The sequence below is a fragment of the Novosphingopyxis sp. YJ-S2-01 genome, from assembly GCF_016093175.1.
In the GTDB taxonomy this organism is placed as follows: Bacteria; Pseudomonadota; Alphaproteobacteria; order Sphingomonadales; family Sphingomonadaceae; genus Novosphingopyxis; species Novosphingopyxis iocasae.
Genome location: NZ_JAEDAI010000001.1, coordinates 2,563,934 through 2,589,033 on the forward strand (window position 1 = coordinate 2,563,934; position 25,100 = coordinate 2,589,033).

General features: G+C 63.1%; 19 protein-coding genes and 1 tRNA gene. 10 read left to right on the top strand and 10 right to left on the bottom strand.

Annotation, left to right across the window (positions count from 1 at the left end):
• The first annotated feature begins 15 nt into the window (after positions 1-15).
• Both I6A82_RS12555 and I6A82_RS12560 read left to right on the top strand, forming a co-directional pair.
• Complete coding sequence (locus I6A82_RS12555) at positions 16-2,103, top strand: HAD-IIB family hydrolase (RefSeq protein WP_232343441.1); 2,088 nt, start codon at positions 16-18, stop codon at positions 2,101-2,103.
• Positions 2,097-2,987, top strand: a complete 891-nt coding sequence (locus I6A82_RS12560) for a glycosyltransferase family 2 protein (protein ID WP_198095152.1) — start codon at positions 2,097-2,099, stop codon at positions 2,985-2,987. The genes I6A82_RS12555 and I6A82_RS12560 overlap by 7 nt, the downstream gene beginning before the upstream one ends.
• Here the strand turns inward: I6A82_RS12560 and I6A82_RS12565 are convergent.
• Positions 2,980-4,221: a glycosyltransferase gene (locus I6A82_RS12565; RefSeq protein WP_232343442.1), complete on the bottom strand. Its 1,242-nt coding sequence runs from the start codon at positions 4,219-4,221 to the stop codon at positions 2,980-2,982. The two genes, I6A82_RS12560 and I6A82_RS12565, sit on opposite strands and share 8 nt — an antisense overlap.
• A 31-nt stretch (positions 4,222-4,252) precedes the next feature.
• Between I6A82_RS12565 and I6A82_RS12570 the strand changes: the two genes are divergently transcribed.
• The gene (locus I6A82_RS12570) at positions 4,253-4,948 is read left to right on the top strand and encodes a hypothetical protein (protein WP_198095153.1); all 696 of its coding nucleotides are present in this window, start codon (positions 4,253-4,255) and stop codon (positions 4,946-4,948) included.
• A 224-nt stretch (positions 4,949-5,172) separates the two neighbouring features.
• On the opposite strand, the gene I6A82_RS12575 is transcribed toward I6A82_RS12570, so the two are convergent.
• Positions 5,173-8,226 carry a TonB-dependent receptor gene (locus I6A82_RS12575; RefSeq protein ID WP_198095154.1) on the bottom strand — a complete coding sequence of 1,018 codons (3,054 nt, stop codon included), beginning with the start codon at positions 8,224-8,226 and terminating at the stop codon, positions 5,173-5,175.
• Between the two features lie 280 nt (positions 8,227-8,506).
• On the opposite strand from I6A82_RS12575, the gene I6A82_RS12580 reads away from it, so the two are divergent.
• The 3 genes from I6A82_RS12580 to I6A82_RS12590 are packed head-to-tail and all read left to right on the top strand — an operon-like array spanning position 8,507 to position 11,506.
• Positions 8,507-9,748: a putative DNA modification/repair radical SAM protein gene (locus tag I6A82_RS12580; protein ID WP_198095155.1), complete on the top strand. Its 1,242-nt coding sequence runs from the start codon at positions 8,507-8,509 to the stop codon at positions 9,746-9,748.
• Between the two features lie 13 nt (positions 9,749-9,761).
• The gene (locus tag I6A82_RS12585; protein ID WP_198095156.1) at positions 9,762-11,192 is read left to right on the top strand and encodes a UdgX family uracil-DNA binding protein; all 1,431 of its coding nucleotides are present in this window, start codon (positions 9,762-9,764) and stop codon (positions 11,190-11,192) included.
• The gene (locus I6A82_RS12590) at positions 11,189-11,506 is read left to right on the top strand and encodes a hypothetical protein (RefSeq protein WP_198095157.1); all 318 of its coding nucleotides are present in this window, start codon (positions 11,189-11,191) and stop codon (positions 11,504-11,506) included. Before I6A82_RS12585 ends, I6A82_RS12590 begins: the two co-directional genes overlap by 4 nt.
• 441 nt (positions 11,507-11,947) lie before the next feature.
• Here the strand turns inward: I6A82_RS12590 and I6A82_RS12595 are convergent, their stop codons facing one another.
• The 4 genes from I6A82_RS12595 to I6A82_RS12610 all read right to left on the bottom strand — a co-directional run bounded on the left by I6A82_RS12595 (position 11,948) and on the right by I6A82_RS12610 (position 15,478).
• Positions 11,948-12,697 carry an N-acetylmuramidase domain-containing protein gene (locus tag I6A82_RS12595; protein ID WP_198095158.1) on the bottom strand — a complete coding sequence of 250 codons (750 nt, stop codon included), beginning with the start codon at positions 12,695-12,697 and terminating at the stop codon, positions 11,948-11,950.
• A gap of 77 nt (positions 12,698-12,774) precedes the next feature.
• Positions 12,775-13,827, bottom strand: a complete 1,053-nt coding sequence (locus tag I6A82_RS12600) for an AI-2E family transporter (RefSeq protein WP_198095159.1) — start codon at positions 13,825-13,827, stop codon at positions 12,775-12,777.
• Positions 13,828-13,855: 28 nt separating this feature from the next.
• Positions 13,856-13,940: transfer RNA gene (locus I6A82_RS12605), tRNA-Leu, on the bottom strand.
• A gap of 83 nt (positions 13,941-14,023) precedes the next feature.
• Positions 14,024-15,478 carry a coniferyl aldehyde dehydrogenase gene (locus tag I6A82_RS12610; RefSeq protein ID WP_198095630.1) on the bottom strand — a complete coding sequence of 485 codons (1,455 nt, stop codon included), beginning with the start codon at positions 15,476-15,478 and terminating at the stop codon, positions 14,024-14,026.
• A gap of 159 nt (positions 15,479-15,637) precedes the next feature.
• On the opposite strand from I6A82_RS12610, the gene I6A82_RS12615 reads away from it, so the two are divergent.
• Positions 15,638-16,828 (top strand): thiolase family protein, encoded by a 1,191-nt coding sequence (locus I6A82_RS12615; RefSeq protein WP_187336703.1) that lies wholly within the window; start codon positions 15,638-15,640, stop codon positions 16,826-16,828.
• 104 nt (positions 16,829-16,932) lie between these two features.
• Here the strand turns inward: I6A82_RS12615 and I6A82_RS12620 are convergent, their stop codons facing one another.
• Positions 16,933-17,427 carry an SH3 domain-containing protein gene (locus I6A82_RS12620; RefSeq protein ID WP_187337019.1) on the bottom strand — a complete coding sequence of 165 codons (495 nt, stop codon included), beginning with the start codon at positions 17,425-17,427 and terminating at the stop codon, positions 16,933-16,935.
• 121 nt (positions 17,428-17,548) lie between these two features.
• Between I6A82_RS12620 and I6A82_RS12625 the strand changes: the two genes are divergently transcribed.
• Complete coding sequence (locus I6A82_RS12625; protein WP_198095160.1) at positions 17,549-18,547, top strand: 2-hydroxyacid dehydrogenase; 999 nt, start codon at positions 17,549-17,551, stop codon at positions 18,545-18,547.
• Between the two features lie 256 nt (positions 18,548-18,803).
• The gene (locus I6A82_RS12630) at positions 18,804-20,072 is read left to right on the top strand and encodes an ammonium transporter (protein WP_198095161.1); all 1,269 of its coding nucleotides are present in this window, start codon (positions 18,804-18,806) and stop codon (positions 20,070-20,072) included.
• A 6-nt stretch (positions 20,073-20,078) separates the two neighbouring features.
• Here I6A82_RS12630 and I6A82_RS12635 read toward each other — a convergent pair whose 3' ends face one another.
• The 3 genes from I6A82_RS12635 to I6A82_RS12645 form a co-directional block, all read right to left on the bottom strand.
• A complete protein-coding gene (locus tag I6A82_RS12635) occupies positions 20,079-21,482 on the bottom strand; it encodes an NAD(P)H-dependent flavin oxidoreductase (RefSeq protein ID WP_198095162.1) in 1,404 nt (467 codons plus the stop codon).
• A gap of 172 nt (positions 21,483-21,654) precedes the next feature.
• Positions 21,655-22,800, bottom strand: a complete 1,146-nt coding sequence (locus I6A82_RS12640) for a glycosyltransferase family 4 protein (RefSeq protein ID WP_198095163.1) — start codon at positions 22,798-22,800, stop codon at positions 21,655-21,657.
• Entirely contained in the window at positions 22,797-23,672 is an 876-nt protein-coding gene (locus tag I6A82_RS12645) for an alpha/beta fold hydrolase (protein WP_198095164.1), read from the bottom strand. The genes I6A82_RS12640 and I6A82_RS12645 overlap by 4 nt, the downstream gene beginning before the upstream one ends.
• Before the next feature lie 47 nt (positions 23,673-23,719).
• Here I6A82_RS12645 and I6A82_RS12650 point away from each other — a divergent pair, with 47 nt between their 5' ends.
• Positions 23,720-25,096: a protein adenylyltransferase SelO family protein gene (locus I6A82_RS12650; protein ID WP_332310989.1), complete on the top strand. Its 1,377-nt coding sequence runs from the start codon at positions 23,720-23,722 to the stop codon at positions 25,094-25,096.
• Positions 25,097-25,100 lie beyond the last annotated feature (4 nt).

Consider the following 25,100-nt stretch of genomic DNA (forward strand, 5'->3'; position numbering starts at 1 on the left):
ATCTCAGGAACTTGAATGCGTGATCTGACGCTCTTGCATCCGGAAGGAACGATCTCAATGCGCATTTGCCATATTGCTCTGCAGGGATGCCTTCGGCTGGCAAATGTCTCTTACGGAATTACGGCGGACACCGGCGGCCACATAAAATATTTGCTGGAACTCGTAAGGGCGAGCGCCGCAGACCCCGATGTTACGCATATCGATATCGTCACGCGCGGCTTTGAGAACGAGAAGCTCGGCGAAGCCTACGCGCCCGATGCGGGCGAGGTTTCCGGCAAATTGCGGCTGGTCCGCCTCCAGGATGGAGAAGCGGCCTATCTGCCGAAGGAGCAACTCTGGCAACAGCACGAGGCACTGTGCGATGCATTTCTTGCCTTTCTGGGCAGTTGCGGCGAGTTGCCGGACCTCATCCACGCTCATTACGCTGATGGCGGTATTCTCGCGCGTGCAGCCAAAGAACGCTTCGGCATTCCCTATATCTTCACGGGACATTCGTTGGGGGCGGTCAAGCGGCAAGCAAGTCAGGGCGTGGGCGATGAAGAGATCGAGCGTCGCATTGCCATCGAAGAACGCGTACTCGAAGCAGCCGACGCGGTAATCGCCAGTTCGCGCGATGAGGCGGAGGCCCAATATTCCCATTATGAGGGGATCGACAGCGGCAGAATAAGGGTAATCCCGCCCGGATGTGTGCTCGATCGCTTTGAAGATGCTACGCCCAGCGACACCGTTCGCGGCGAGTTGCAGCGGTTTCTTAGCGAGCCGGAGAAGCCGATCCTGCTCGCGATTGCGCGGCCGGTTCGCAAGAAGAACTTGATGGCATTGCTCGAAGCCTATGCCGGCAATGCGCGCCTGCGAAAGCAGGCCAATCTGGTGATCGTGGCCGGTTGCCGCGGCCTCTTGGGCGATCTGGAACAGGAATGCCGTGAGGTGATCGAAGAATTGATCGCCGCTATCGACCGGCATGATCTGTATGGCCGCGTTGCCTATCCTAAATCGCACGCGCCGGGCGACATCCCCGCATATTACGCGCTGGCTCGCGAGACTGGCGGCGTGTTCGTCAACCCCGCGCTGAACGAGCCGTTCGGACTGACGCTGCTGGAAGCTGCCGCCTCCGGCCTTCCCGTCGTTGCGACGGACAGCGGCGGACCGAACGACATTATCGAACGATGCGGAAACGGGCTGCTCGTCTGTCCCACCGACCGGGCTGGCATCGCAGCAGCTTGCCTCGACATCCTGTCCGATGAGGACAAATGGACACGGTATTCTAAAGCCGGATCGACGGCGGTCCGGGAATATGACTGGCAGGCCCATTGCGATATCTATCACCGGTTGATCAGAGAGATTACGTTTCCCCAAATTGCGCCAAGCGCTCACAATCGATTGCTGGTTTGCGATATCGACAACACGCTCCTCGGCGATCGCGCAGCGTTGCGTGAATTTCTTTCCTGGCAGCAGGATCATCGCCAGAATGTAGTTTTAGGCATCGCCACCGGGCGAAGTTTTCACAGCGCACAGGCGATTCTTGCCGCCGAGAATGTTCCGACGCCCGATGTCATCATCAGCAGCGTGGGAAGCTGCGTACACTGGTATGACCGCGATAGGCGGCGTTTCGTCGAAGATGCCGCCTGGTCCAATTCGCTCTTACGAAACTGGGACCCCGATGCCGTTGCCGATCTGGCGGTCGCGCTGGGTCTGGAACCGCAGGGATTCCTGGAACAGAAGCCTGGCAAAGCCAGCTTCTTTGTCGGAAAGGCCGACGTAAACACACTAGCCGAAGATTTGCGGCGTAACGGCTTTGCCGGCGAGACCGTGATCAGTCATGGTCGCTATGTAGATCTGCTTGCCCGCGGGAGCGGCAAAGGCGCCGCCGTGAAATATGTGGCGCAGATTCTCGGGCTCGAACCTAATCAAGTGGTCGTGGCCGGCGACAGCGGAAATGACATCGCTATGCTCCGCGCGTGCCAGCATCCGATTATCGTCGGCAATGCCAGCGACGGCATTAGGGATCATCCTGCCTTGGCACATGCCTATACTGCCCGTGCGACCCATGCCGCTGGCATCCTGGAAGGCGTGCAGCACTTCCGCAAGGCCGGTTTGTGGTAGGGGTTTTTCAGTCCGTCAGCGCAGCAACCATCATACGTGGACGGCAGGATCATTTCGACCATCTGATATCCGGGCTGGCGGCTCAACGCGTCGCTCCTGACGAGCTGGTGGTCGCGCATATGCAGCCTGAACCGCCCGCATTGAACCGCTCCCTCCCCTTCCCTGTGCACTTTTGCAGAGTGGAGGGAGACGAGCTTCCCCTGGCCGCCGCGCGCAATGCAGCCGCGATGAAGGCGAGCGGCGATATCCTGGCGTTTCTCGATGTCGATTGCATTGCGGATCCCGACTTCATTCGACGTGCGGCAGAAACGACATCGCTTACCGTTAATGGTGTGTTCCTGCCCGAAGTACGTTATTTGCCCGCGCACCGATCAGGCTGGCTGAAAAAATCGGGCCTGCCCGATTACGAAAAGCTGTGCGAACTGGGGCAGCGCCACCCGGCGAAGCCCGCACTAGCCGGAATACACAGTGCGCCGATCGCGGACCACGGCGAGCTATGGGGCCTCGCGTTCATCATGAAACGATCTGCCTGGTTTGCTGCCGGAGGCATGGACGATGCTTATTTCGGATATGGTGCGGAGGAGACTGATTTCGGACAGCGGCTTCGCGCGGCCGGTCTCGACCTATACTGGCTTGGCGGCACGGTAGCTTTCCATCAACATCACGCCGTTCACAAACCGCCGCTTCAGCATTTCGAATCCATTCTCCGCAATGCCGCGCTGTTTCGCGACAGATGGGGGGAATGGTGCATGGATTACTGGCTCGAAGCTTTTGAAAACGCTGGTTACATCGAGCGGACGGGTGATCGGATCGAATGCTTGCGGAAACCGAGCGATGCGGAAATCGCCGCGGCACGGCAACCGGATGACGTGCGCTTCAGCTAATATCCCAAAGTCGGTTCGCCTGTTCTTCCAGCCAGAAGGCCGCATCACGGGCAGCATTCTCATCTTGCAATGCGGCAACCGACGTCGGATCGAGCGCATCGGTCTGCGCCAATGCTTCGGTCCAGGCCGGTATGGCCGCGGGCCATGTTTCGCGAAAAACGGCAGCGCCCAAACGCTCGAGTTCGCGAGCCTTCGCCCTCTGTTCGTCAAAATAGCGCCATTCGGGCACGCACAGGAACGGTTTCGCCGCTCTTGCGATCTCGTGCACCGTGTTGTCCCCTGCCGACGCAACTACCCGGTCGGCCGCTGAAAGATACTCGGTCAGATTGTCGATCCAGCCAAGTTCCACCAAATTTCCGAAGTCGGTTTCGTGACCTTCGCGGTGGACCGGTCCGGCAATCAACCACAATGTATCGGGTTCCGCGCGCGCTGCGACGGTCAGCGGCGCGTAGGGCGTTCCCGAACCGCCGCCACCGGCGATCACCAATGTTACCGGCCGATCCGGATCCAATCCCAATTTTTCGCGCGCGTCCTCTTTCATAAGGATGGGATCGCGCGTGGTGCACAGCCCGCCGGTGTAGAACGTCCTTCTCCGCAGCGTGCCGGGATAGTCCGACTGCTCCAATCGCTCATCGAAGGGCGCAAGCATGGCGACCGAAGCCTCATATCCTGCCAAATGGCCGGCGTCGCCGCGGTCTCCATGCATACGGATGGATACCGCAGGCACGCTCATGATCCGCGAAAGCAACGCGATTTCGGCGGAAACGTCGATCAGGAACAATGCAGGATCGTAGCGATGAAGGGTTTCAGCGATCCGGGCCATATGAGCACGCATTTCTTCCACGCCCAGCGGCACGCAATGCATGGTTGTGGGAGTAGGCTGATCGTGCAGCGCTGCGCTGCGCGACGGAGCGCCGATCATGTTCGGCAAGCCGACGATGTCCGCCCCCCGTCCCAACCCGTCAAACTGCGAAGGATCAGCTGTCATGATAACCAGCGGGCGCTCTGCGGGAAGGTGCTGCGCAATCGCCATGATTCGGTTGGCGTGTCCCCTGCCCTGATGATGAGCGAAGACGGCGATGGGCCGGCGGTCGCTCGTCTGCTCGCGCCGGCAATTTTCGGTTTTCTGCATAAACCTGCAGACGTTCGACATGGCAGCACCGTTGCGCCGGCTAACATTCATCAGCTGTTTTACGGCGTGCGTGAGGGCGACAGCCGGTTTGAGGTTTGGCATGGCCTGCAGCCGAGAACGAAAGGGGAATGAATTGACGATCCGTCGCTTCCAGATTTACGGAGAACGGTGCAGCGGCACCAATGCATTGATCCGCTTGGTGGAAACCAATTTCCCCAATCTGACCTTCACCGAGGATTACGGCTTCAAACATTGGCTCGTGCCCGAAGGGACCGACATTCCTGGCGATGTGGCCGTTATCGTGATTGCACGGGAAGTGGGTGAATGGCTGCGCAGCCTTTATCGCCAGCCATGGCATACCAGCCCTGAAATGCGCGCGCTCAGCTTCCCGGACTTCATTCGCGCGCCATGGGACACGATCTGGGACACCGAGTTCTGGAACATCGATGAAGACCATCCCCTGCTCGGCACGCCTATCATGGAGGAGCGCTGCCCGGCGACCGGTGATCGGTTCGCCAACTCAGTCGTCATGCGCAATGCGAAGCTCGCCAACTGGACCACGACGGCCGAACGCGCAGGCGCTGCGATTTTCCTAACCCACGAACAGCTCGTGCATGATCCCGCGAGCCTGGTTCGGCAGATCGAGACGATTACCGGATGTTCGCCGTGCGAAGAATTCGTGCCGGTTCGAAGTTACAAGGGGCAAGGCAACCGGGCCTTTCACGCACAAGGATATGAGCCCCTGACTGCGGAAGATCGAGACTTTGTGGCCGAATATGTCGACACGTCATTGGAGAAGTTGTTCTCGGCAAGCGAGACGATCCGATGATTTCTCAGGCGATACCGAGAGGCAAGAGAGCGCGATGAGTGCCGAGCGGTGCGATTTACCGCGTCCTTGATTGAGCAGGTCACCGACTAAATAAGGTTGATCGGGAGGCCTTCCGCAAGCGCGGCTAGGTTATCCAGATCGCATCCGAACACCTGTCAAATATCCGAGAAACAAAAAGGGCGGACCGAAGCCCGCCCTTTTGCCATTTGCGTTTTATCGCAGCCTCAGAACTTGAAGCCCGCTGCAATGCCGTAGCGGCGCGGTTCTACGGTGAAGACGTTGGTGTAGAGGCCCGAGCTGGGATCGGTCAGATACTGGCCGGTGATCGCGTTGTTATCGAACAGGTTCTGCACGAAGCCGCGCACGAACCAGCGCTCCTGGTCGCCGTTCAGCTGGATCTGCGCATTGGCCAGCGCATAGCCTTCGATCTTGTCGATCTCCAGATTCTGCGGGCGGGCGTAATAGCCGCCGGTGTAGACCAGGTCTCCGCGCAGCTGCAGGCTCATGCCATTATCGAACGGGATGACATATTGCGCACCGGCCGAGAATTTGACGTTCGGCGCGCCGGGCAGTTCGTTGCCCGTCAGGTCCTGCGTCACGCCTGTGGGCAGCAGCGGGGCGCTGGAGGCGGGATCGAGCTGGAAGGGCAGCGGGCCGGGGCCGAAGATGCTGCCGAGTAGCGCGTTCAGCGGGGCCGGAGCGCCGCCTGCCACCGCTGCGGTCAGCAGATCGCAGGACGAGATCGCACCGCGCGCATTGGTGCCGGGAACCGGCGTCGTGCCGGGACGGAACAGCGCCTCGCCATTGGCCGGTCCGCTCGCGGCATTCAGGAAGCCGTTCACCACGGAAACCAGCGCATCGCCGCTGACGCCGCCCGTGGGGATCAGCACGCAGTTCGCCGCGCTCGCCACATCCTTGATGATGGTGACGTCCGGACGGCCGCCCGACGGATCGCGCGGATCGGTGAGGCTGAGGCCCTTGATCCGCGTCTGCAGATAGCTGAAGCCCAGGTTGACCGTGAACTCGGGGGTCGGCCGGATGATGGCCTCCAGCTCGGCGCCGTAAATATCCGCATCGGTATTGTCGTTGAACGAGGTGCGGTTGAGGATGCGGCTGATCTGCAGGTTCTTGTAGCTATAGTAGAACGCCGCACCATTCAGTTGCAGCACGCCGTTCGCGAAGGTGTTTTTCGATCCGATTTCGAACGCATCGATATTTTCCGGAGCGAAGGTGACGGGCGCATTCAGCGTGGGGTTCACCGGCGGGTTCACGCCGCCCGATTTGTAGCCGCGCGAATAGCTGGCGTAGAGCAGATTGTCCGGCGTCGCCTGGAAATCGAGCACCACGCGCCCGGTCACGTCGTCGAAGCCGACTTCGGTGTCGCGGAAGGGTTGGTTGCCCGGAATCGACGGGTCGGCGTCATAGCCGGGATAACCGATCAGCTGATCGAAGCTGGTGGTACCGATCGCGCCGATCACGTCCAGGATCGGGCTGCGTGCGCGAACCGTCTTCTGGTCATTGGAATAGCGCGCGCCCACCGTCAGCTTCAGCCGATCGGTAAACTCCAGATAGGCTTCGCCGAAAATGCCGTAGCTCTGCAGGTCGTAGCGCCCCACGGTGTTGGCGAAATAGGGCGGAGCCAGGAAAAGCCCGTCTCCACCACCGGCCGCACCGAGCACGGCCGAGCCATATTCCAGGCCTGTGGAAACCACGAAATAATCGCCGTTCCTCACCTTCTGATCGACATAGATGCCGCCCAGCAGGAAGTTGAACATGCCGTCGAAATCGGACGAAATCTTGCCTTCGACCGACCATTGATCGCTGCTGGAGCGCGAACGGTCGAAATCGATCGAGCGGGTGGAGCAGCCGAAACGGTTGCCGCCGAACTGACCGACCAGGTCGCTGCCCGGATAGGATGCGCAAAGCTGATTGTTCTGCAGCACCGCGCCCACGCTATTGGGGAAAAGCTGCGCGGCGGCATTAGCGCGGGCGAAGCTTTCGGCCGAGAAGGGATCGGATGTGGCCAGCGTGTAATCCACGCTGCTGTCTACCTCGTCATGCGTGAAACCACCGGATAGGGTGAAATCGAACTGGCCGATGCGCTGATAGAATTTGCCGAGGATGTGATATTCTTCGGCGAAATAGGTCGGCGTGAAATCGACATTCACCGTTCGCAGATCGCTGGGGTTCACCGTACCGGCGAAGATGTCCGGACGATTGGTGAGGTTGGCAATGCCCAGATTGCCGAGCACCCCGCCCTGCGCCAGCGATTGCAGCGCGAACAGTTGGCGCGAAGACAGGGCCGCACCCAGCGTGGCGTTGCCGTTTGTCGTCTCATATTCCAGCCGGTCCGGCGAACAGCCGAGGATGGCCGTTACGTCGCGGTTACAGAGCTGTTTCTGGATGCGCGAGCGGTTGTCGTCCTCGTGGAAATAATAGCCGATGATATCGAGCACGGTGTCCGGGCTCGGCTCGAACCGGACGGTGCCGCGGATCGCATAAAGATCGCGGTCATCGATCCGGCTATTGTCGAACTCGTTGAAGGTATAGCCGTCGCGGTTCAGATAATATCCGGCCAGCCGCACACCGAACACGTCGCCCAGCGGCACGTTGACCATACCCTTCAGGCGGATCGAGTTGTAATTGCCATATTCGGCCTCGCCCGCCGCGTGGAAGCCGGACAGATCGGGCTTGGCGGTGATGACGTTGACCACGCCGGAGGTCGCGTTGCGGCCGAACAGCGTGCCCTGCGGCCCGCGAAGGACTTCGATCCGCTCCAGATCGAAATACTCCGCCTCGAACAGGCGGGTGGAGAGCAGCGGGATATCGTTGGAATGGATCGCCGTTGCGCTGTCGCAGGAGAAGCCTACGCAAAGATCGCCCACGCCGCGGATGGTGAAGGACGATGTGGTGAAGTTGCCCTTGGAGAAGACCACGTTCGGCAGGCTCGCCTGCAGATCGAGCGCGTTGTCGATCTGCTGCGCGGCCAGCGCTTCCTCACTGAAGGCCGAGACCGCGATAGGCACATCCTGCAGCCGCTCGGACTGGCGCTGCGCGGTGACGACGATATCGCCGTACAGCGGCGCGGACCGGGCTACCTGCGGGGCCTGCGAATTTGCCTGATTGGTGTCGGTGCGGCTTTCCTGCGCATCGGCCTGGTTTGGAAGAACACCCTGTGCGGCGTCGATTTCCGTGCTGGGGTCCTGCGTCTGCTGCGCGAAGGCAGGTACAGACAAGGCGCTGGCAGCGCACGCGACAAGCAACAGCGATTTACGCATGGTTTATCCTCTCCCATTTGGTGCCGCCTCGATATCGAGGCGGATGGCCGTTTTTGCGGCTTCGTCCCCATTCATCCTATCGCGATCCACCTTTGTCCAGAGCGTTCAGCATTTTCCGTACCGAAAAAATGAAAGTGCCGTTCACTTGTTGCGCTGTGGCTACAGACCGGGCCATTTTTCTGCTCCGCCGAACCTACTGACCGGGCGAAGAAACATGAGAGGACTTTTCTTTGCCGCTTGCAGCGCAACCCTGGCGGGTCTAGAACATTGAGCGAACATCATGGCCCAACTCGATCGATCCCAGAAACTCAAAATTCTCGCGGACGCTGCGAAATATGACGCGTCTTGCGCATCATCGGGCTCAGTCAAGCGCGGCAGCAGCAAGACCGGGGGCATCGGGTCAACGACTGGCATGGGCATTTGCCACAGCTATGCACCGGACGGCCGCTGCATCTCGCTGCTGAAAATTTTGCTGACGAACTACTGCATGTTCGACTGTCATTATTGCATCAATCGATCTTCCAGCGGGGTGCGCCGCGCGGCGTTTACGGTGGACGAGGTCGTCGATCTCACGCTCGATTTCTACAAGCGCAATTATATCGAAGGGCTGTTCCTTTCGTCCGGCATCATCCGCTCGCCCGATTACACGATGGAACTGCTGGTGCAGGTGGCCAAGAAGTTGCGCATCGAGCACAAGTTCGGCGGGTACATCCATCTGAAAACCATTCCGGAGGCTGACCCCGATCTGCTGGCCGATGCCGGGCTCTATGCCGATCGGCTTTCGATCAATATCGAGCTGCCGGACGATAAGGCGATTGCGGAGCTCGCCCCGGAAAAGAGCGGGCCGCTCATCCGCAAAACCATGGCGGACCTTTCCGGCCGGATTACCGAAGCGAAGGTGGAGCGCCGCAAAAGCCGTAAGGCCCCGCTGTTCGCGCCGGGCGGGCACAGCACGCAGATGATCGTCGGCGCGGACGCATCGGACGATGCCACAATCCTTCAGACCAGTTCGAAGCTCTACACTGGCGTCGGCCTGAAGCGCGTCTATTATTCCGCGTTCAGTCCCATCCCCGACGCCAGCAAGCGCCTGCCTCTCGCCGCGCCGCCCTTGATGCGCGAACACCGGCTGTATCAGGCGGACTGGATGTTGCGCTTCTATGGCTTTTCGGTGGGCGAAATCTTGGGCGGCGCGCAGGGCGGCCATCTTGATCTGGAGGTCGATCCAAAGCTCGCCTGGGCGCTGATGAACCGCGATCAATTCCCCGTCGATCTTAACCGCGCCCCGCGCGAGATGCTGCTGCGGGTGCCGGGCCTCGGCACCAAAGGCGTCGGCGCTATCCTGCGGGCGCGGCGTTTCGGGCGGCTACGTCTGGCCGATGTCGAACGGCTGTGCCGGTCCACGAAGAAAATGCGCGCCTGGATTATCGCGGCGGACTGGCAGCCGGGCCGCTGGCTCGATGGCGCAAACTTGCGCAGCCAGATGGTCCGCCCCGCCCGGCAGATGGAATTGTTCGCGGCGTGAGGACGGCTAGGTCATGATCCGCATCGCCCTCGCCTCCCAAACCGATATCGCCGGATGGCGCGAGGCGGCGCGCAAACTGCTGCTCGCGGGCGTGATTCCCGCCCGTGTAGAGTTCAACATCGGCACCGAAACCCTGTTCGACGAGGGCGACCCCATCCCCCCGCCGGGCGACCGCAAGCCGGTGATTTCCAAAGAACTGCTCGGCGATATCCAGACCGCGCTGCTCCACAGCGATCCGGAGCGGTTCGCGCTCGGCTATCGCATCGTGTTCCGCGCGCAGACCCAGCCGAAAATCCATCAGAACCCGGCTGATCCGGACATGCACATACTGCGCGCGCTCGCCAAATCGGTGCGCCGCGACATCCACAAGATGCACGCCTTCGTGCGCTTCCGCAAAGTGGGCGAGGAGGACGGGCGCGAAAGCTTCGTTTCCTGGTTTGAGCCGGAACATCACATCACCGAAGCAGTCGCGAAATTCTTCCAGAACCGCTTCACCGGGATGAACTGGCTGATCGTGACGCCGGAGGCCAGCATCGCTTGGGACGGCAAAAAGCTGGAGGTCGGCCCCGGCGGGCAGAAGTCCGACGTGCCGCAGGAGGATGCGGTGGAGAGCGAATGGAAGACCTATTACGCCTCCATTTTCAACCCCGCGCGCCTGAAGACGAAGGCGATGATGGCAGAAATGCCCGCAAAATATTGGAAAAACCTGCCCGAAGCCGCGTTGATCCCCGGCCTCACGCGCGAGGCGGAAGCACGGATGAACGCCATGATCGACAATGCCTCGCCGGACGGCGAAAACGCCCCCGCCATTGCGGTGAAGGAGACGCAGGCGCCTGCTCATGCCAGCGGCGGATTCGACGGGCTGAAGCCGCTCTACGAGGCGCTACGCGCCGCGAACGATTGGCCGCGCGAGGATTTTTCCGATCGGCTCGTACCCGGCGAAGGGCCGGAGGATGCCCGAATGATGTTCGTCGGCGAACAGCCCGGCGATCAGGAGGATCAGGCCGGACGCCCCTTCGTCGGCCCCGCCGGCCAGCTGCTGGACCGCGCCTTCGCCGCCGCGCAGATCGACCGCGGCGAGGCTTATGTCACCAATGCGGTGAAGCGCTTCAAATTCGTCCAGCGCGGCAAGCGGCGCATCCATTCCAAGCCCAGCAATGATGATATCGAATATTATCGCTGGTGGCTGGAGCAGGAACGGCAGGTGGTGGAGCCGCAGGTGATCGTGGCGCTGGGTGCCACCGCGGTGCGCGCGCTCACCGGCAAGACGCTCACCATATCGCGCAACCGCAGCCAGCTGATCGACTATATCGGCTCTTCCAAGCTGCTGATCACCGTGCACCCCAGCTATCTTCTGCGCCTGCCGGACGGCGCGGGGCAGAAGGTGGAGTTCGAAAAGCTGGTGCGCGATCTGTCTTTGGCAAAAAGCGCCCTGCCCGCGTGAGCGAGCCGCCCAAAACGCCGGACGGGCGCTATATCGTAGTCGACGGAACCCTATGGCGCGCCACCCGCCCCGATCTGGAGCCGGAGCGCGAGAAGGAATTGGTCCGCGACCTGATGGACGCCCGCCGCGCCATCGGCCAGGCCGAGTACGGCACGGACGTCACCGCCCACCGCCGCCGCGTCGACGAAGCCAAGCGGGCTTTAGGCGAACGCGGCCCCGTCTGGTGGAACGACGGCGCACCGGATTTCAATCGTCACAAGGTGGAAAACACGCCCTATGCCGAATGGTGGGCTGAGAGGAAGGATCAAGTGTAAACCAGTTCTTGAACCAGGTTTATGCCGAGGACTGGAAGGGGAGCTGCTGCCGGATCAATCCGCGGGGTCAATATCGTCTTCGGATACGGTGACTTTTGAAAACATCCATTCCAGCAACATTATACATAGCAGTACAAATGCTAAAAACCACAGCGGCGCTTCTTTCGTTATTACAAAGATAAAAGCGAAAATCGAAGCAAATAAACTGATGCTTATCTTGGGAAGAACGATTGAGGTTCGACAATGCCGGCATTCGAATGGACGGCCTCGAGGCAATAGATAATTCTTGAATGGTATCGTTGTCTGGCACCGAGGACATCCGCCTCGAGCGATATTTTTCTCGTCGACCTTCATCGTGGGACGTTTAAACAGGATGGCTGTGCGGACGCAATGGAGCCGGCAGCTCCCGCCATCAATTCACTCTGCTCCCTGGCCGCCTACTCACTCCAGCGCCTCTCGCGTCGCGGGGCCTACTACGCCGTCCTCGGCCAAGCCTGCCGTGCGCTGGAAGGCGCGGACGGCGGCTTCGGTGCGGGGGCCGAAGTGGCCGTCCGGCATCAGGCCCAGCCGCGTCTGGAGATCGCGGACCGCGGCGCCTTCGCTTCCGCGGCGCAGGAGGCCGCCGCTGGCCGCGGCATAGGCCTGTGCCAGACGCGTGTCGTAGCGGTTTGCGGCAAAGGCGGGACCGTTATAGCCGCGGGCGAAGGCGGCCCAATCGCGCCGGGCCAGGGCGTCCGCCAGGCCGCGCGCGGTCACGAACGCGCAGAAGGCTTGCAGATGCCGGTCCTCGCTCTCCATCATCGCGGCGACCATCGCTTCGACATCGGCGAAGCCGGCGGCGGTGAAATTGTCGCCCATGATCTGGAACATTCCCCAGCTCGCCGATCGCAGCGCGGCCTCCCGGTCGAGCGCGATCGCGCGGGCCAGCCGATCATATTGGCGCGATGCGGCCCCGTAGCCCCCCCATTGCCGCGCGCTGATGTCGGGATGATCGGCAGCGAACCGGCCGTTCGTCAGCCGGTGGAAATAATGGCGTTCGAACAGGATTTTCGGCCGCCCCTGCCGATCGAACCCGCCGCGGCTTTCCACCGCGATCACCGCGCGGATCGCCCCTTCTTCGCAATGCAGTGCCGCAGCCGCGCGCGCCACCGCGCCCAAGCTGAGTGACTGCGCCTTCCCCCGGAAGTCCATGATCTTGCTCCTCGAACCATATCGGTTCGAAAAGCTAGAAAATCATTTCCTACATTGCATGCAGCAAATGCACGCGATCACTCGGAAGCGGTCTCGCTGTCATCGTCGATACCGGCATTTTCCAGCGTATCGACCTCATGACCCAGCGTCTCGCGCGACCAGAGATCGGCCACCAGCGTGTAGATCACCACCGTAATCGGCGCCGCTAGGACGATGCCGATGGTGCCGAACAGCGTGCCCATGGCGCTCAGCGCGAAGATCAGCACCGCCGGCGGAATGGCCACCGCGTGCCGCTGCACGATGGGGGTGAGCACATTGCCCTCGATCTGCTGCGCGACGAGATAGACCAGCGCGGCCCAAATGATCTTGTGCGGATCGTCCGCGAAGGCGATCAGGATGCCCGGCACCGCGCCGATGAACGGCCCGATCAGCGGAATGAAGTTGGTGAGCGCGCTAATCAGCCCCAACGCACCCGCCGACGGTATATCGACGATCAGCATGCCGATATAGACCAGCGATCCCACCGCAGTCATCGTAATCAGCTGGGCGGCAAGATATCGCCGCAGGACTGCCCCGCTTTCGCGCAGCGCGTCCAACACGCGGCCCGAATGCTTTTTCGGGAACAGTTTCGAGGTACCACGCGCATAGAGGCCGGGGTCGAGTGCCAGATAGATGCCGCCGACGATCACCAGCACCAGATTGGTGATCACGCCGATCGCACCGAAGGCGACGGTGAGGGCCTGACCGACATAGCTCTGGATGTCGGGCGTGGAGGAAAGGATCGCCCTGCCGAAGGGCTGAGAGGCCAGCCACTGCCGCGCCATGTTGTAGGCGTCGGTCAGCCGCGAGCCCAGATTGTCGAACTGGGTGCTGAGCGAGTGGCCGAACAGATAGCCGAAGCCGCTCAGCAGCGCGATGATGATGATGAGCGCAAGCAGAACGGAAAGGGTTTCCGGCACGCCGCGATGCTGCAAGGGATCGGAAAAGGCGCGGATTACCGCGGCCACAAGGATCGCCCCGGCAATCAGCATCAGCGTTGCCGTCACCTGCACCAGCAACATGGCGATGCCGACCAGCAGCAGCACGATCAGCGTGCTGCGGACGATATCGGCTTTGGTGAGATTGTTCATTGCCGGCCTCTCGATACGCCTGCCGCCATGGTGCCCCTGGCCGGAGTCGAACCGGCACTCCTTTCGGAACTCGATTTTGAGTCGAGCGCGTCTACCAATTCCACCACAGGGGCACGGGCGGCGACAGGTCCAGCGCTTTAGGGACCGCGCGGGCGAAGGGCAATGATTTGCTTGTTATCGCAGATCAAAAGCCGCCTTACCCCTTCAGCATGCCCTTGATTGCCCGGGCCGTGGCCTTGCCATAGGGCGGTTTGAAGCCGCCCATGCCCGCCACATCCAGTTTGGACTGACGATAGACCGCGCGGGCGTGGCTGAAGGTGCGGAAGCCGTCGAGCCCGTGATAATTGCCCATGCCGGAGGGGCCGATGCCGCCGAAAGGCAGATCCTCCATCGCATTGTGGAACAGCACATCGTTCACGGTGACGCCGCCGGACATGGTTTGGCCCAGTACCTGCGCCTCCTCCGCCTCGTCGCTGCCGAAATAATAGAGGCCGAGCGGGCGATCATGCGCGTTTACGTAATCGATCGCCTCATCGATCCGGTGATAGGTCTTTACCGGAAGAATCGGCCCGAAAATCTCCTCCTGCATCACCGCCATATCGTCGGTGACGTTGCGCAGAAGAGTGAGCGGCATCTTGTTTCCGTTGGAATTGAAGAAATCCTCGCCCGCCGGATTCACCTCGATCAGCTCCGCGCCCTTCTCACGCGCATCGTTGAGATATCCCGCGAGCCGCTCGGCATTGCGGCCGTTGATCACCGACGTGTAATCATCATTGGCGAGCAGCTTGGGATAAAGCGAGGCGACGCTTTCGGTCAGATCGTCGATGAAGCCGCTCTCCTGCTCCTGCGGCACCATGACATAATCGGGCGCCAGGCAAATCTGCCCGGCGTTCATCATCTTGCCGAGCGCGATTCGCTCCGCCGCCTTCTTGCGGTCCGCCGAACGGCCGACGATGGTGGGCGATTTGCCGCCCAGCTCCAGCGTCACCGGCACCAGATTGTCTGCCGCCGCGCGCATGACATGACGCCCCACCCCGGTCGCGCCGGTAAAGATCATGTGATCGAACGACAGCGCGGTGAAGGCCTTGCCCACGTCCGGACCGCCGGTGACCACGGCCAGCTCTTCCTCGTGGAAATATTTCTGGGCCAACTCAGCCGTCAGGCGGGAGGTGAGCGGGGTAAATTCGGACGGCTTCACCAGCGCCCGGTTGCCCGCGGACAGCACGCCCGCCAGCGGCACGAACACCATGCCGACGGGGAAATTCCACGGGGCGACCACCCCGACCACGCCCTTGGGCATCATATCCACCCGCGCCTGCCCGCCGAGCAGGCCGAGCGGAAACATCGGACTACGCTTCTCGCCCCGCGCCCAATGACGGAAATGCTTTTTGGCGTGCTTCAGCGCGTTCACCGACGGGCCGATATCGGTGAGCAGCGTCTGTTCCTTGCTGCGATGGCCGAAATCTTCCGAAATCGTCTCGGCAAACCAGTCCGCATTTTCGGTCAGCAGGAAGATCGCGCGATTGAGCCGGTTCTCCCGCGCGTCCAGATCTTCGGGCATCGCAGCGGTGAAGGCGACGCGCTGCCGCTCCAGCAGCGCGCGCATTTCGGCATCGCTGTGGCTCGGCGTCTGGGCGTCTTCCTCGGTCATCGGCATGGCTCTCTCCTGATATGTTTCGCCAAAGCCTAACGCACGAAGCGCTCCCACGGAAACATTACCGCCATGCGCGCGCGATAAGGACCGAATTGCGCGCTCGGCCATTGCCATTATATCACCTTCGAAACCAACGCGAACGAGAGGCCTTTTTCTATGTCCAGCACCGATCCCGTCGTCATCCTGTCCTATGCCCGCACGCCGATGGGCGCGATGCAGGGCGCGCTGTCCGATGTCAGCGCGACCGAGCTAGGCGCGACCGCGGTGAAGGGCGCAGTGGAACGTGCCGGGATCGACGGCGGCGACGTGGACCGCATCTATATGGGCTGCGTGCTGCCCGCAGGCCTCGGCCAGGCGCCCGCACGCCAGGCGGGGATCAAGGCCGGCCTGCCCAAGAGCGTGCAGGCCACCACCGTCAACAAGGTCTGCGGCTCGGGCATGCAGACGGTGATCATGGGCGCCGAAGCGATTCAGGTCGGATCGGTCGGCACCGTCATCGCGGGCGGCATGGAGAGCATGACGAACGCCCCCTATCTGCTGAAGAAGCACCGTTCGGGCGCGCGCATTGGCCATGACACCGCCTATGACCACATGTTTCTCGATGGTCTGGAAGACGCCTATGAGGAAGGCCGCGCGATGGGCACCTTTGCGCAGGAAATGGCGGACAAATATCAGCTGACCCGCGAATCGATGGACGAATTCTCGATCGAATCGCTGCGCCGCGCCAACGCCGCCATCGAAAGCGGTGCGTTCGAGAAGGAGATCGTGCCCGTCACCTTCACCAATCGCGGCGGTGAGCAGACGGTGGACACCGATGAAGGCCCCAGCAAGGGCCGCCCGGACAAGATCCCCAGCCTGCGCCCCGCCTTCGCCAAGGACGGCACCATCACCGCGGCTACTAGCAGCTCGATCAGCGATGGCGCGGCGGCAATCGTCCTGTCCAGCGAGAGCAAGGCCAAGGAAAAGGGTCTGAAGCCGGTCGCCCGCATCGTCGCCCATGCCGCGCATGCGCAGGAGCCGGCCGAATTCACCATCGCCCCCGTGGGCGCCATTCAGAAGGTGCTGGATCAGGCCGGCTGGAGTGTCGACGATGTCGATCTGTGGGAAGTGAACGAAGCCTTTGCCTGCGTCACCATGTTCGCGATGCAGGACATCGGCATTTCCCATGACAAGATCAACGTGAACGGCGGGGGCACCGCGCTCGGCCATCCCATCGGCTGCTCGGGCACGCGCATCATCACCACGTTGCTCGGCGCGCTCGAAACGCAGGGCAAGAAGCGCGGCATCGCCAGCCTGTGCATCGGCGGCGGCGAAGCCACGGCGGTGGCGGTCGAGTTGATTGACTAAGCCCTATCGGCTTTGGAAATGCGAAAGGGCGGCGGACCATCGGTCCAGCCGCCCTTTTTCTTGCGCCTCTCCAGCAGGATTATCGCGACGCGGACGACGCGGTCTTACTTCTCGTCCGGGATCAGTTCTTCCTCGCCCCATATATCGCCTGCCTGGATCCAGCCGGTCTGCCCGGCCACATCGAACAGGCACCAGCCGTCCGCGCAATCGCTGATCCGCCCGACCACACCCGGCTCGGCGCGCCAGGTGATACGGGAATTGGCCGCCGGGCTGCTGCGCATCGCGCGGATTGCCCCGGTGACGATGGCGGTGCGGTCCGCGCTCAAAAGGCGGCTGTGCATCCAGCCTTGGTCCCCATCCGGGTCCTCCACCTTGCGCCAGCCCTCCATCCGGTCGATCACTTTCACCGGCAGATATTTGCGCTTGTAGAGCCATTTGATCGGAAATTCGGTAGACGGCCCGGCCCGCATCCGCGCCTCGTCGACATCGATCGACGCCCAATAGGGCGTCTGCGGATCGCTTTGCGCGCGCAGCGGCTGCGCGGCGGGCACGAGCGAGGCGGCTAGCGCCACTGCGATGAAGGCGGATCGAAACTGCATGACGCGGACGGTAACTCCCTGACTGACCAACCTCATAGCGGCCCGCCCCGCCGCCCGGCAAGGCCGCGTCCGATCCTTGGCGCGCTTGCCTGATCCAGGCCGGGGCAGTAGCGAATGAAACATGACCGATCATCCGCGCATCGCCAGGCCCCGCGTCATCGTGACCGCCAAATTGCTGGACAGTGTCGAGGCCCGCATGGCCGAACTGTTCGACGTCAGCTTCAATGCAGACGATCACCAGATGAGCCGGGAAGAATTGGCGGCCGCCATGGCGGACTGCGACGTGCTCGTCCCCACTGTGACCGACCGGATCGATGCCGATCTGATTGCCGCGGCGCCGGATCGGCTGAAGCTGATCGCCAATTTCGGCGCTGGCGTGGATCATATCGACCTGAAAGCCGCGCAGGACAAACGCATCGCCGTCACCAACACGCCGGGCGTCTTCACCGAAGACACCGCGGACATGACGCTGGCGCTGATCCTGTCCGTCCCCCGGAGGCTGGCCGAGGGCGAGAAGCTGGTGCGTTCCGGGCAATGGAAGGGTTGGCGGCCAAGCGGCATGCTGGGCCACCGCGTGGGCGGCAAGACGCTGGGTATCATCGGCTTCGGCCGGATCGGCGAAGCGGTGGCACGGCGGGCGCGCGCGTTCGATCTGAAGATCCTTTACAACAAGCACCGCCGCCTGCCGCCGGTGCTGGAAGAAGAGCTTGGCGTCACGTTCGAGCCAGATCTGGATCGGCTGGTTGGGCGAAGCGACATCGTCTCGCTGCACGCGCCGCTGACCGAGGCCACGCGCGGGCTGATCAATGCGGAGCGGATCCGCGCGATGAAGCCGAACGCCTATCTCATCAACACCTCGCGCGGCGAGATGGTGGACGAAGGCGCGCTGATCGAGGCGCTGGAAGAAGGGCGCATCGGCGGCGCGGGGCTGGACGTCTACACCCACGAACCCGCGGTGGACGAGCGCTTGCTGGCGCTCGACAATGTCGTGTTACTCCCGCACCTTGGCAGCGCGACCTTCGAGGGACGCGAGGCCTCGGGCGAGCGCGTGATCGCGAATATCCGAATCTGGGCAGACGGCCACCGGCCTCCGGACCAGGTGCTGACCGGGCTGGGCTGAGAACGCCCCCAAGCCTACCCAGATTCCGTAGCCCTGAGCCTGTCGGAGTCGCAGACGGCCCCTTGGGCCGACGGCGTTTCTCAGCTTAGCGCTGCTGCCGTTAAACGTGCTTCGATAAGCTCAGCACTTACGGGTTTCGGGCGAGGTGCAATGGACAGAGAATGAGCCCCTCGCCTGGCCTACGAACGATTAACCAAATCGCAGCGCCTCGCGCGCTAGACCGGCGAGCGAATTCTCTCGTTATCAAGGCCGGTCCATGCGCGCTCTCAAGCTGATCCCCCTCGCCGCCGCACTGCTCGCCGCGCCCGCAGCGGCGCAGGGGCCGGAGGTGCTGACTGATACCGGCAACACCGCCTGGGTGCTGGCAGCCAGCTTGTTCGCGCTGGCCACCATCATTCCCGGCTTCGCGCTGTTCTACGCCGGACGCGTGGCCCCGCGAAACAGCCTGACCATAGCGCTTCAGACTGGCGCGGTGCTGGCGGTGGTTTCGACCTTGTGGATCCTGATCGGCTATTCGATCGCCTTTTCGGCGAACGGCGGCAACTGGATCGGGTCTGCGGCCAACATCATGCTGGCGGACACGCTGGCCGTGCGCAATGGGCAATCGATCGGCGAGATCGTGTTTGCGCTGTTCCAGATGCTGCCCGCCGTGCTGGCGCCGGTGATCCTGCTGGGCGCGGTAGCGGAGCGTGCGCGCTTCGGCTGGGTGGTGCCGTTTGCGGGTCTCTGGTCGCTGATCGTCTACGCGCCGATCGCGCGCTGGGTGATGGGCGGCGGCTGGCTGCAGGACATGGGCGTGATCGATTATGCGGGCGGCCTCACCGTCCATCTCAGCGCGGGCGTCGCGGGGCTGGTTACCGCGCTGATGATCGGGCGGCGCAAGCTGGCCGAGCAGCCGCGCGAGGGATCGTCGGCCCTGGTCGCGTTCGGCGGGCTCGGCCTCGTCTGGATCGGATGGCTGGGCCTTGTCGGCGGTTCCGATTTCGCTGCGACCGACCTCGGCGCGGGCAGCGCGATCATCAACACGCATCTTAGTGCATCGGTTGCCGCGCTCGTCTGGGCCGCGCTGGACCGGCGCGCATTTGGCCGCGTCACTCCATCCGGCTTCGCCATGGGAGCCATCGCGGGCCTCGTCGCCGCAAGCCCCGCCGCCGGATCGATCGGCCCACTGGGCGCGCTGATCCTGGGTCTGGCCGTCGCGCCCGCCAGCCGCTTCATGCTGGCGCTGGTGCGAAGCAAGCTGGGGATCGACGATGCGATGGGTGTGTTCGCCGTCCACGGCATCGGCGCAATTGTCGGCGTGATCCTCACCGCCGTCCTCTCCGCCGCCGCCTTCGACGGCGTGGGCTATGCCGAGGGCGCAGGGATCGGATCGCAGCTCGTCATCCAGCTGGTCGCCATCGGCGCGGTCACGATCTGGACCGCCTTCGCTACCCTGATCCTGGGCTATGCCGTCTCGGCCGCGCTGCCGATGCGCGTCAGCGGCGAGGAGGAGGCCCACGGCCTCGACCCCGCCACTGCGTAAATTCGCTCAGTCTCCCGTCAGGATACGGTCGACGAGTTCCTTCACCGACGGCACGAAGCCGTTGGAATAGAAAGGATCGGTCTTGAAATTATAGGCCGCATGCCCTGCGAACATCAGGTTCTCGTGCGGATCGGCACCGTGCGCGATGTTCTGCAGCGATTTCTGGATGCAGAAGGACCGCGGATCGGCCAGCCGCCCGGTCGAATAATTGTCGTGGTCCTTCCAGCTGGAAAAGGCGCAATGCGACAGGCAGCCCATGCAGTCGGCCTGGTCCTTGCGGATCATCGCGCGCTCTTCGGGCGTCACGAAGACGAGCGTGTTGTCCGGTGTCTTAAGCGCCGTGGTGAAGCCCTGGCCATCCCATTCACGCGCGCGCAGCAGGTCGCCTGCGGCCACCCAGAAGTTCTTGCCCTTCACGCCCACGTCGAGCTGATGGGTATGCTCGCCCGCCTTCTCCGTACTGAACGGAATCTGGCGCTCCGAACGGCCCTGTAGCGAGCGCAGGAAGGGGTTCTTCACCGCGCTGGAATAGAAACCGGTGGGGCTGAACTTGTGGAGGAGCACGTCGCCCTCCTCGATCTTGGTCAGCTCATCCTTCCAGATGTCCGGGATCGGGCTTTCCTTCGTCAGCAGCGGGCGCGTGCCGTACTGGAAGGCGATCTTGCCCAGATCGTCATTGTCGATCCAGTCGTTCCAATCGCGCAGGAACCAGACGCCGCCAGCCATCACGATCGGAATATCGTCCGAAATCCCTTCCTTGCGCATCATTTCGCGCAGCTGCTTCACGCGCGGGAACGGATCCTCGGGCTTGGTCGGGTCCTCGGCATTGGAGAGACCGTTATGGCCGCCCGCAAGCCAGGGGTCTTCATAGACCACCGCACCCAGAAGCTCCGGCACCTTGTGATAGGCGCGCTTCCACAGCGCGCGAAAGGCGCGGCCGGAACTGACGATGGGAAGGTAATAGACGCCATATTGTTTGGCGATTTCGCTCAGCCGGTACGGCATGCCCGCGCCGCAGGTGACGCCCGCCACCTTGCCCTTGGTGCGTTCCAGCACGCCCTGGAGCACCGCTTCCGCGCCGCCCATTTCCCACAGGACGTTGATGTTAATCGCGCCCTTGCCGCCCGCAATCTCGTGCGCACGCTCGACCTGCGCGACGGCGCCCTCGATCGCGTAATCGATCAGCTCCTGATGGCGATCGGTCCGCGTGCGGCCTTCATAGACCTGGGGGATGACATTGCCGTCCTCATCATAGCTATCGGCGTTCACCGCGGACACGGTGCCAATGCCGCCGGCCGCCGCCCAGGCGCCGGAGGAGGCATGGTTGGTGGCCGAGACGCCCTTGCCGCCTTCGATCAGCGGCCAGACTTCGCGCCCGGCATATTGAATGGGTTTCAGACCCTTGAACACTGTACTTAGCTCTCCCGTCGGCGGGCCCCATTGCCCGATCCCTCATCGAACATGGGCTGCCATACTCAAAACGCAAATTTCGCGCCGGGCTAGGGCAATCGCGCCGCGATGTCCCGCAAAAAGAGAAACGACCCGCCCGGCCCCAGGGACGCAGCTGCCGTGCCGCTATTCTTCAATAGCCCTGCGCGAAGTCCGGCCGCCCCATCGCCGATGCGTATAGCAGGCGATAGCGCGCTACCATCCGGTCCTCATTATATTGCGCCTGCGCCTTGGCCCGGTTTGCCTCCCCCACGCTCGCGCGTTTCTTGGGATCGGCGGCAAGCGTAGCGATCGCCTGCGCCAGCGCGGTCTCGTCGCCCGGCGGGGTGATGAAGGGCGCGTTCGCCGCACTCACCATATCCGCAATATCGCCCACCGCGGGCGCGGCGACGGGCAGGCCCGCGGCCATCGCCTCGACCACCGAGATCGGAAACTGCTCGCTATCCGAAGACAGCGCAAAGATATCGAACAGCCCGGCAAAGCGGTACGGGCGATCCAGAAAGCCGGGCATCAACAGGCGGTCCGTCATGTTCAGCGAAGCCGCCTCGGCCGCGATCCGGTCCTTGTCCGGCCCCTCCCCCACGATGACGAGCCTGATGCCGTCCCCGGCGGCACCGACCGCGCGCACCAGTCGGTCGAGCCGCTTCACAGGCCGAAGGCCTGCGATGGTGCCCACCGTCACCGCCCCGCGCGCCGGCTTGAAGCCGGGGATCGCCCCGCGCTGCGGCTTCTTTTCATACAGATCGGTATCGATGCCGTTGGCGATGCGGTGGATCTTGTCTGCACTCTGGTGCCAGGCGGACTGCGCGACCTGTTCCAGCCGTACCGAGGGCACAACCAGTGCCTTGGCCCGCGTCAGCGCCAGCGCGCGGAACCAGTTGCGCTTGCGGCTGAGCCGCTCCGCCTCGTCCGCGTTGAAACCGTCTTCGTGATGCACCAGCGGCGGCAGGCCCATGGAGGAACCGAGCAGCGTGTTCGCCATTACCGCGTCCATCGATCCCCAATTATAGCTGAGCACCAGATCGAAGCGCTTCATATAGGCGCCGATCCGCCGATAGCGGCCGAGCCCGGGCTTGCCCGCCAGCGAAGGCGCATCGTCCGGAAAGTCCACCTGGACGGCGGGATCGATCGCCTTGCGCGCGCCGAATTCGCCATTGGCGGCCAGCACCACATGGACGGCGTCCGCACCGAAGCGGTTCATCAGCCGCGCGGTGCGCGCTTCCTTGCCGCCCAGATCGAAACTTCCATGGCAGTGGAGCAGCCGGACGGGACGGCTCATGAAGCGGCGCTGTCCGCCGATATGCGCGCCAGGAAGCCGTCGATCGCGCGGCGGACCGGCGGCTCGTCCAGCGTCGGCGCATGGCCGATGCCGGGCACGGTTTCCAGCCGCGCATTGTGCAGCATGTCCAGCATCCGCTCCCCCACTGCGGGCGACAGGATATCGCTGTTTTCGCCGCGCACGATCAGCACGGGAATGTCCACCATGGCCTTTAGCGCGGGCCAGAGATCGACGCCGGTGGCGCTGCCCGGCACCTCGAACGGTTCGGCGATGCGCGTGTCGTAATCCTGCACCACGCGGCCCTTGGCGTTCAGCTTGTGCGTGCGCTTGGCAAAGCGGATCCAGTCGGCCAGCTGCCAGGCGGGGTAGATTTCCCCGTTCAATTCCTCCTGCGCGCGGGCGGCATGGGCCCAGCTGTCGAAGCTGCGCCCCTCACCCACATAGCCCTGGATGCGCGCCAGCCCCTCGGGCGCGATTTCCGGGCCGACATCGTTCAACACCACGCCCTCCACGCGCTTGGGCCAGGTGGAGGCGAGCAGCATCGATACGATCCCGCCCAGCGAAGTGCCGATGGCGGCGAAGCGCGTGACGTGCAGCTCCTCCAGCAGTGCCTCGATATCCTGCATGTAGCTGAGCGGCATGTAGGTCATCACGTCCTTGGCATAGGCGCTTTCGCCCCGCCCGCGATATTCCGGGCAGATCACCCGGCGGCCCGGCGCCAGATGCGCGGCGAGATCCTCGAAATCGCGCGCGTTGCGGGTAAGGCCCGGCAGGCAGATCACCGGCGGCAGCGCGCTGTTGGCGCCATAATCCCGATAGTGGAGCCGAAGCCCGTCGCGCGACCACCAGTAGCCGTCCGAATATGCGGCCATGCTTGCCATTCTCCCCGGCCATGCCCAGTTCGCAGGGCATGGATGTGATTGAACCGAAACCCGCTCCCTATAGGCCCGACGTTCAAATCGCCAGTCTTGGCGATGCGATCGGCGATCCGGTGACGGCGGCCGACTTTCCCGAAACCGTCTTGCGCTTTCGCAACGATCGCTGGGCACCCGCGGTCGGGCTGGAAAGCCTGTCGGACGAAGAGTGGGTGCGCCATTTCGGGCGGTTCGCGCCGCTGCCGGACAATCTGCCGCAGCCCTTGGCGATGCGCTATCATGGGCACCAGTTCCGCGTGTACAATCCGGAAATCGGCGACGGGCGCGGTTTTCTGTTCGCGCAGCTGCGCGACGGCGAAGGGCGGCTGCTGGATCTCGCCACCAAGGGATCGGGCACCACGCCCTACAGCCGCCGCGGTGATGGGCGGCTGACGCTGAAGGGCGGCGTGCGCGAGATCATGGCGACGGAAATGCTGGAGGCGCTGGGCGTGGAGACGTCCAAAACCTTTTCGCTGATCGAGACCGGCGAACAGCTGCACCGCGGGGACGAGCCCTCGCCCACCCGCTCCGCCGTGCTCGTGCGGCTGGGGCACAGCCATATCCGCATCGGCACCTTCCAGCGCGCCGCGTTCGAGCGGAACGAGGATTTCGTGGCGCAGCTGACGCGCTACTGCCTCGACCAATATTACGGCGCGCCGGAGGTGGACGATCCCGGTGCCGCGCTGCTCGAACGCGCGGTCGACGCCTGTGCGCGGCAGGCGGCGGGGATGACCGTGGCGGGCTTCGTCCACGGCGTTCTGAACAGCGACAATATCAACATCACCGGCGAAAGCTTCGATTACGGCCCCTGGCGCTTCACCCCGAAATGGACGCCGGGCTTCACCGCCGCCTATTTCGATGAAGGCGGGCTCTATGCCTTCGGGCGGCAGGCCGAGGCGATCCACTGGAACCTGGCGCAGCTGGCGGGATGCCTGACGCTGATCGGCGAATCGGACCCGCTGAAGGGCGCGTTCGATCGCTTCCCGGACCGCTACCGGGAGCATTTCGTTCCCCAGTTCCTGTGGCGGCTGGGCTTCGCTGCACGGGGAAGCGAGGAGGATCTGCACCTTGTCGCCGCAGCCGAAAAGGCGCTGACCGAAAGCGGCGTCTTGATCGACCGGTTCTTCTTCGACTGGATGGGCCGCCCGCAGCTGGACGATCCGGCCTATGCGGGCGACGCTTTCGCCGATTTCCGCACCCGCGCCGCCGCCTACGAACCGGCGCGGGCCCGCACCCACGCCTACTGGTCGGGCGAGCCCTGCTCGATGCATATCGAGGAGGTGGAGGCGGTCTGGGCACGCATCGCCGAGGACGACGACTGGGCCCCGCTCACCGCCAAGGTCGCTGCGATCCGCGCGATGGGCGAAGCTTACCGGGACTAGGTCA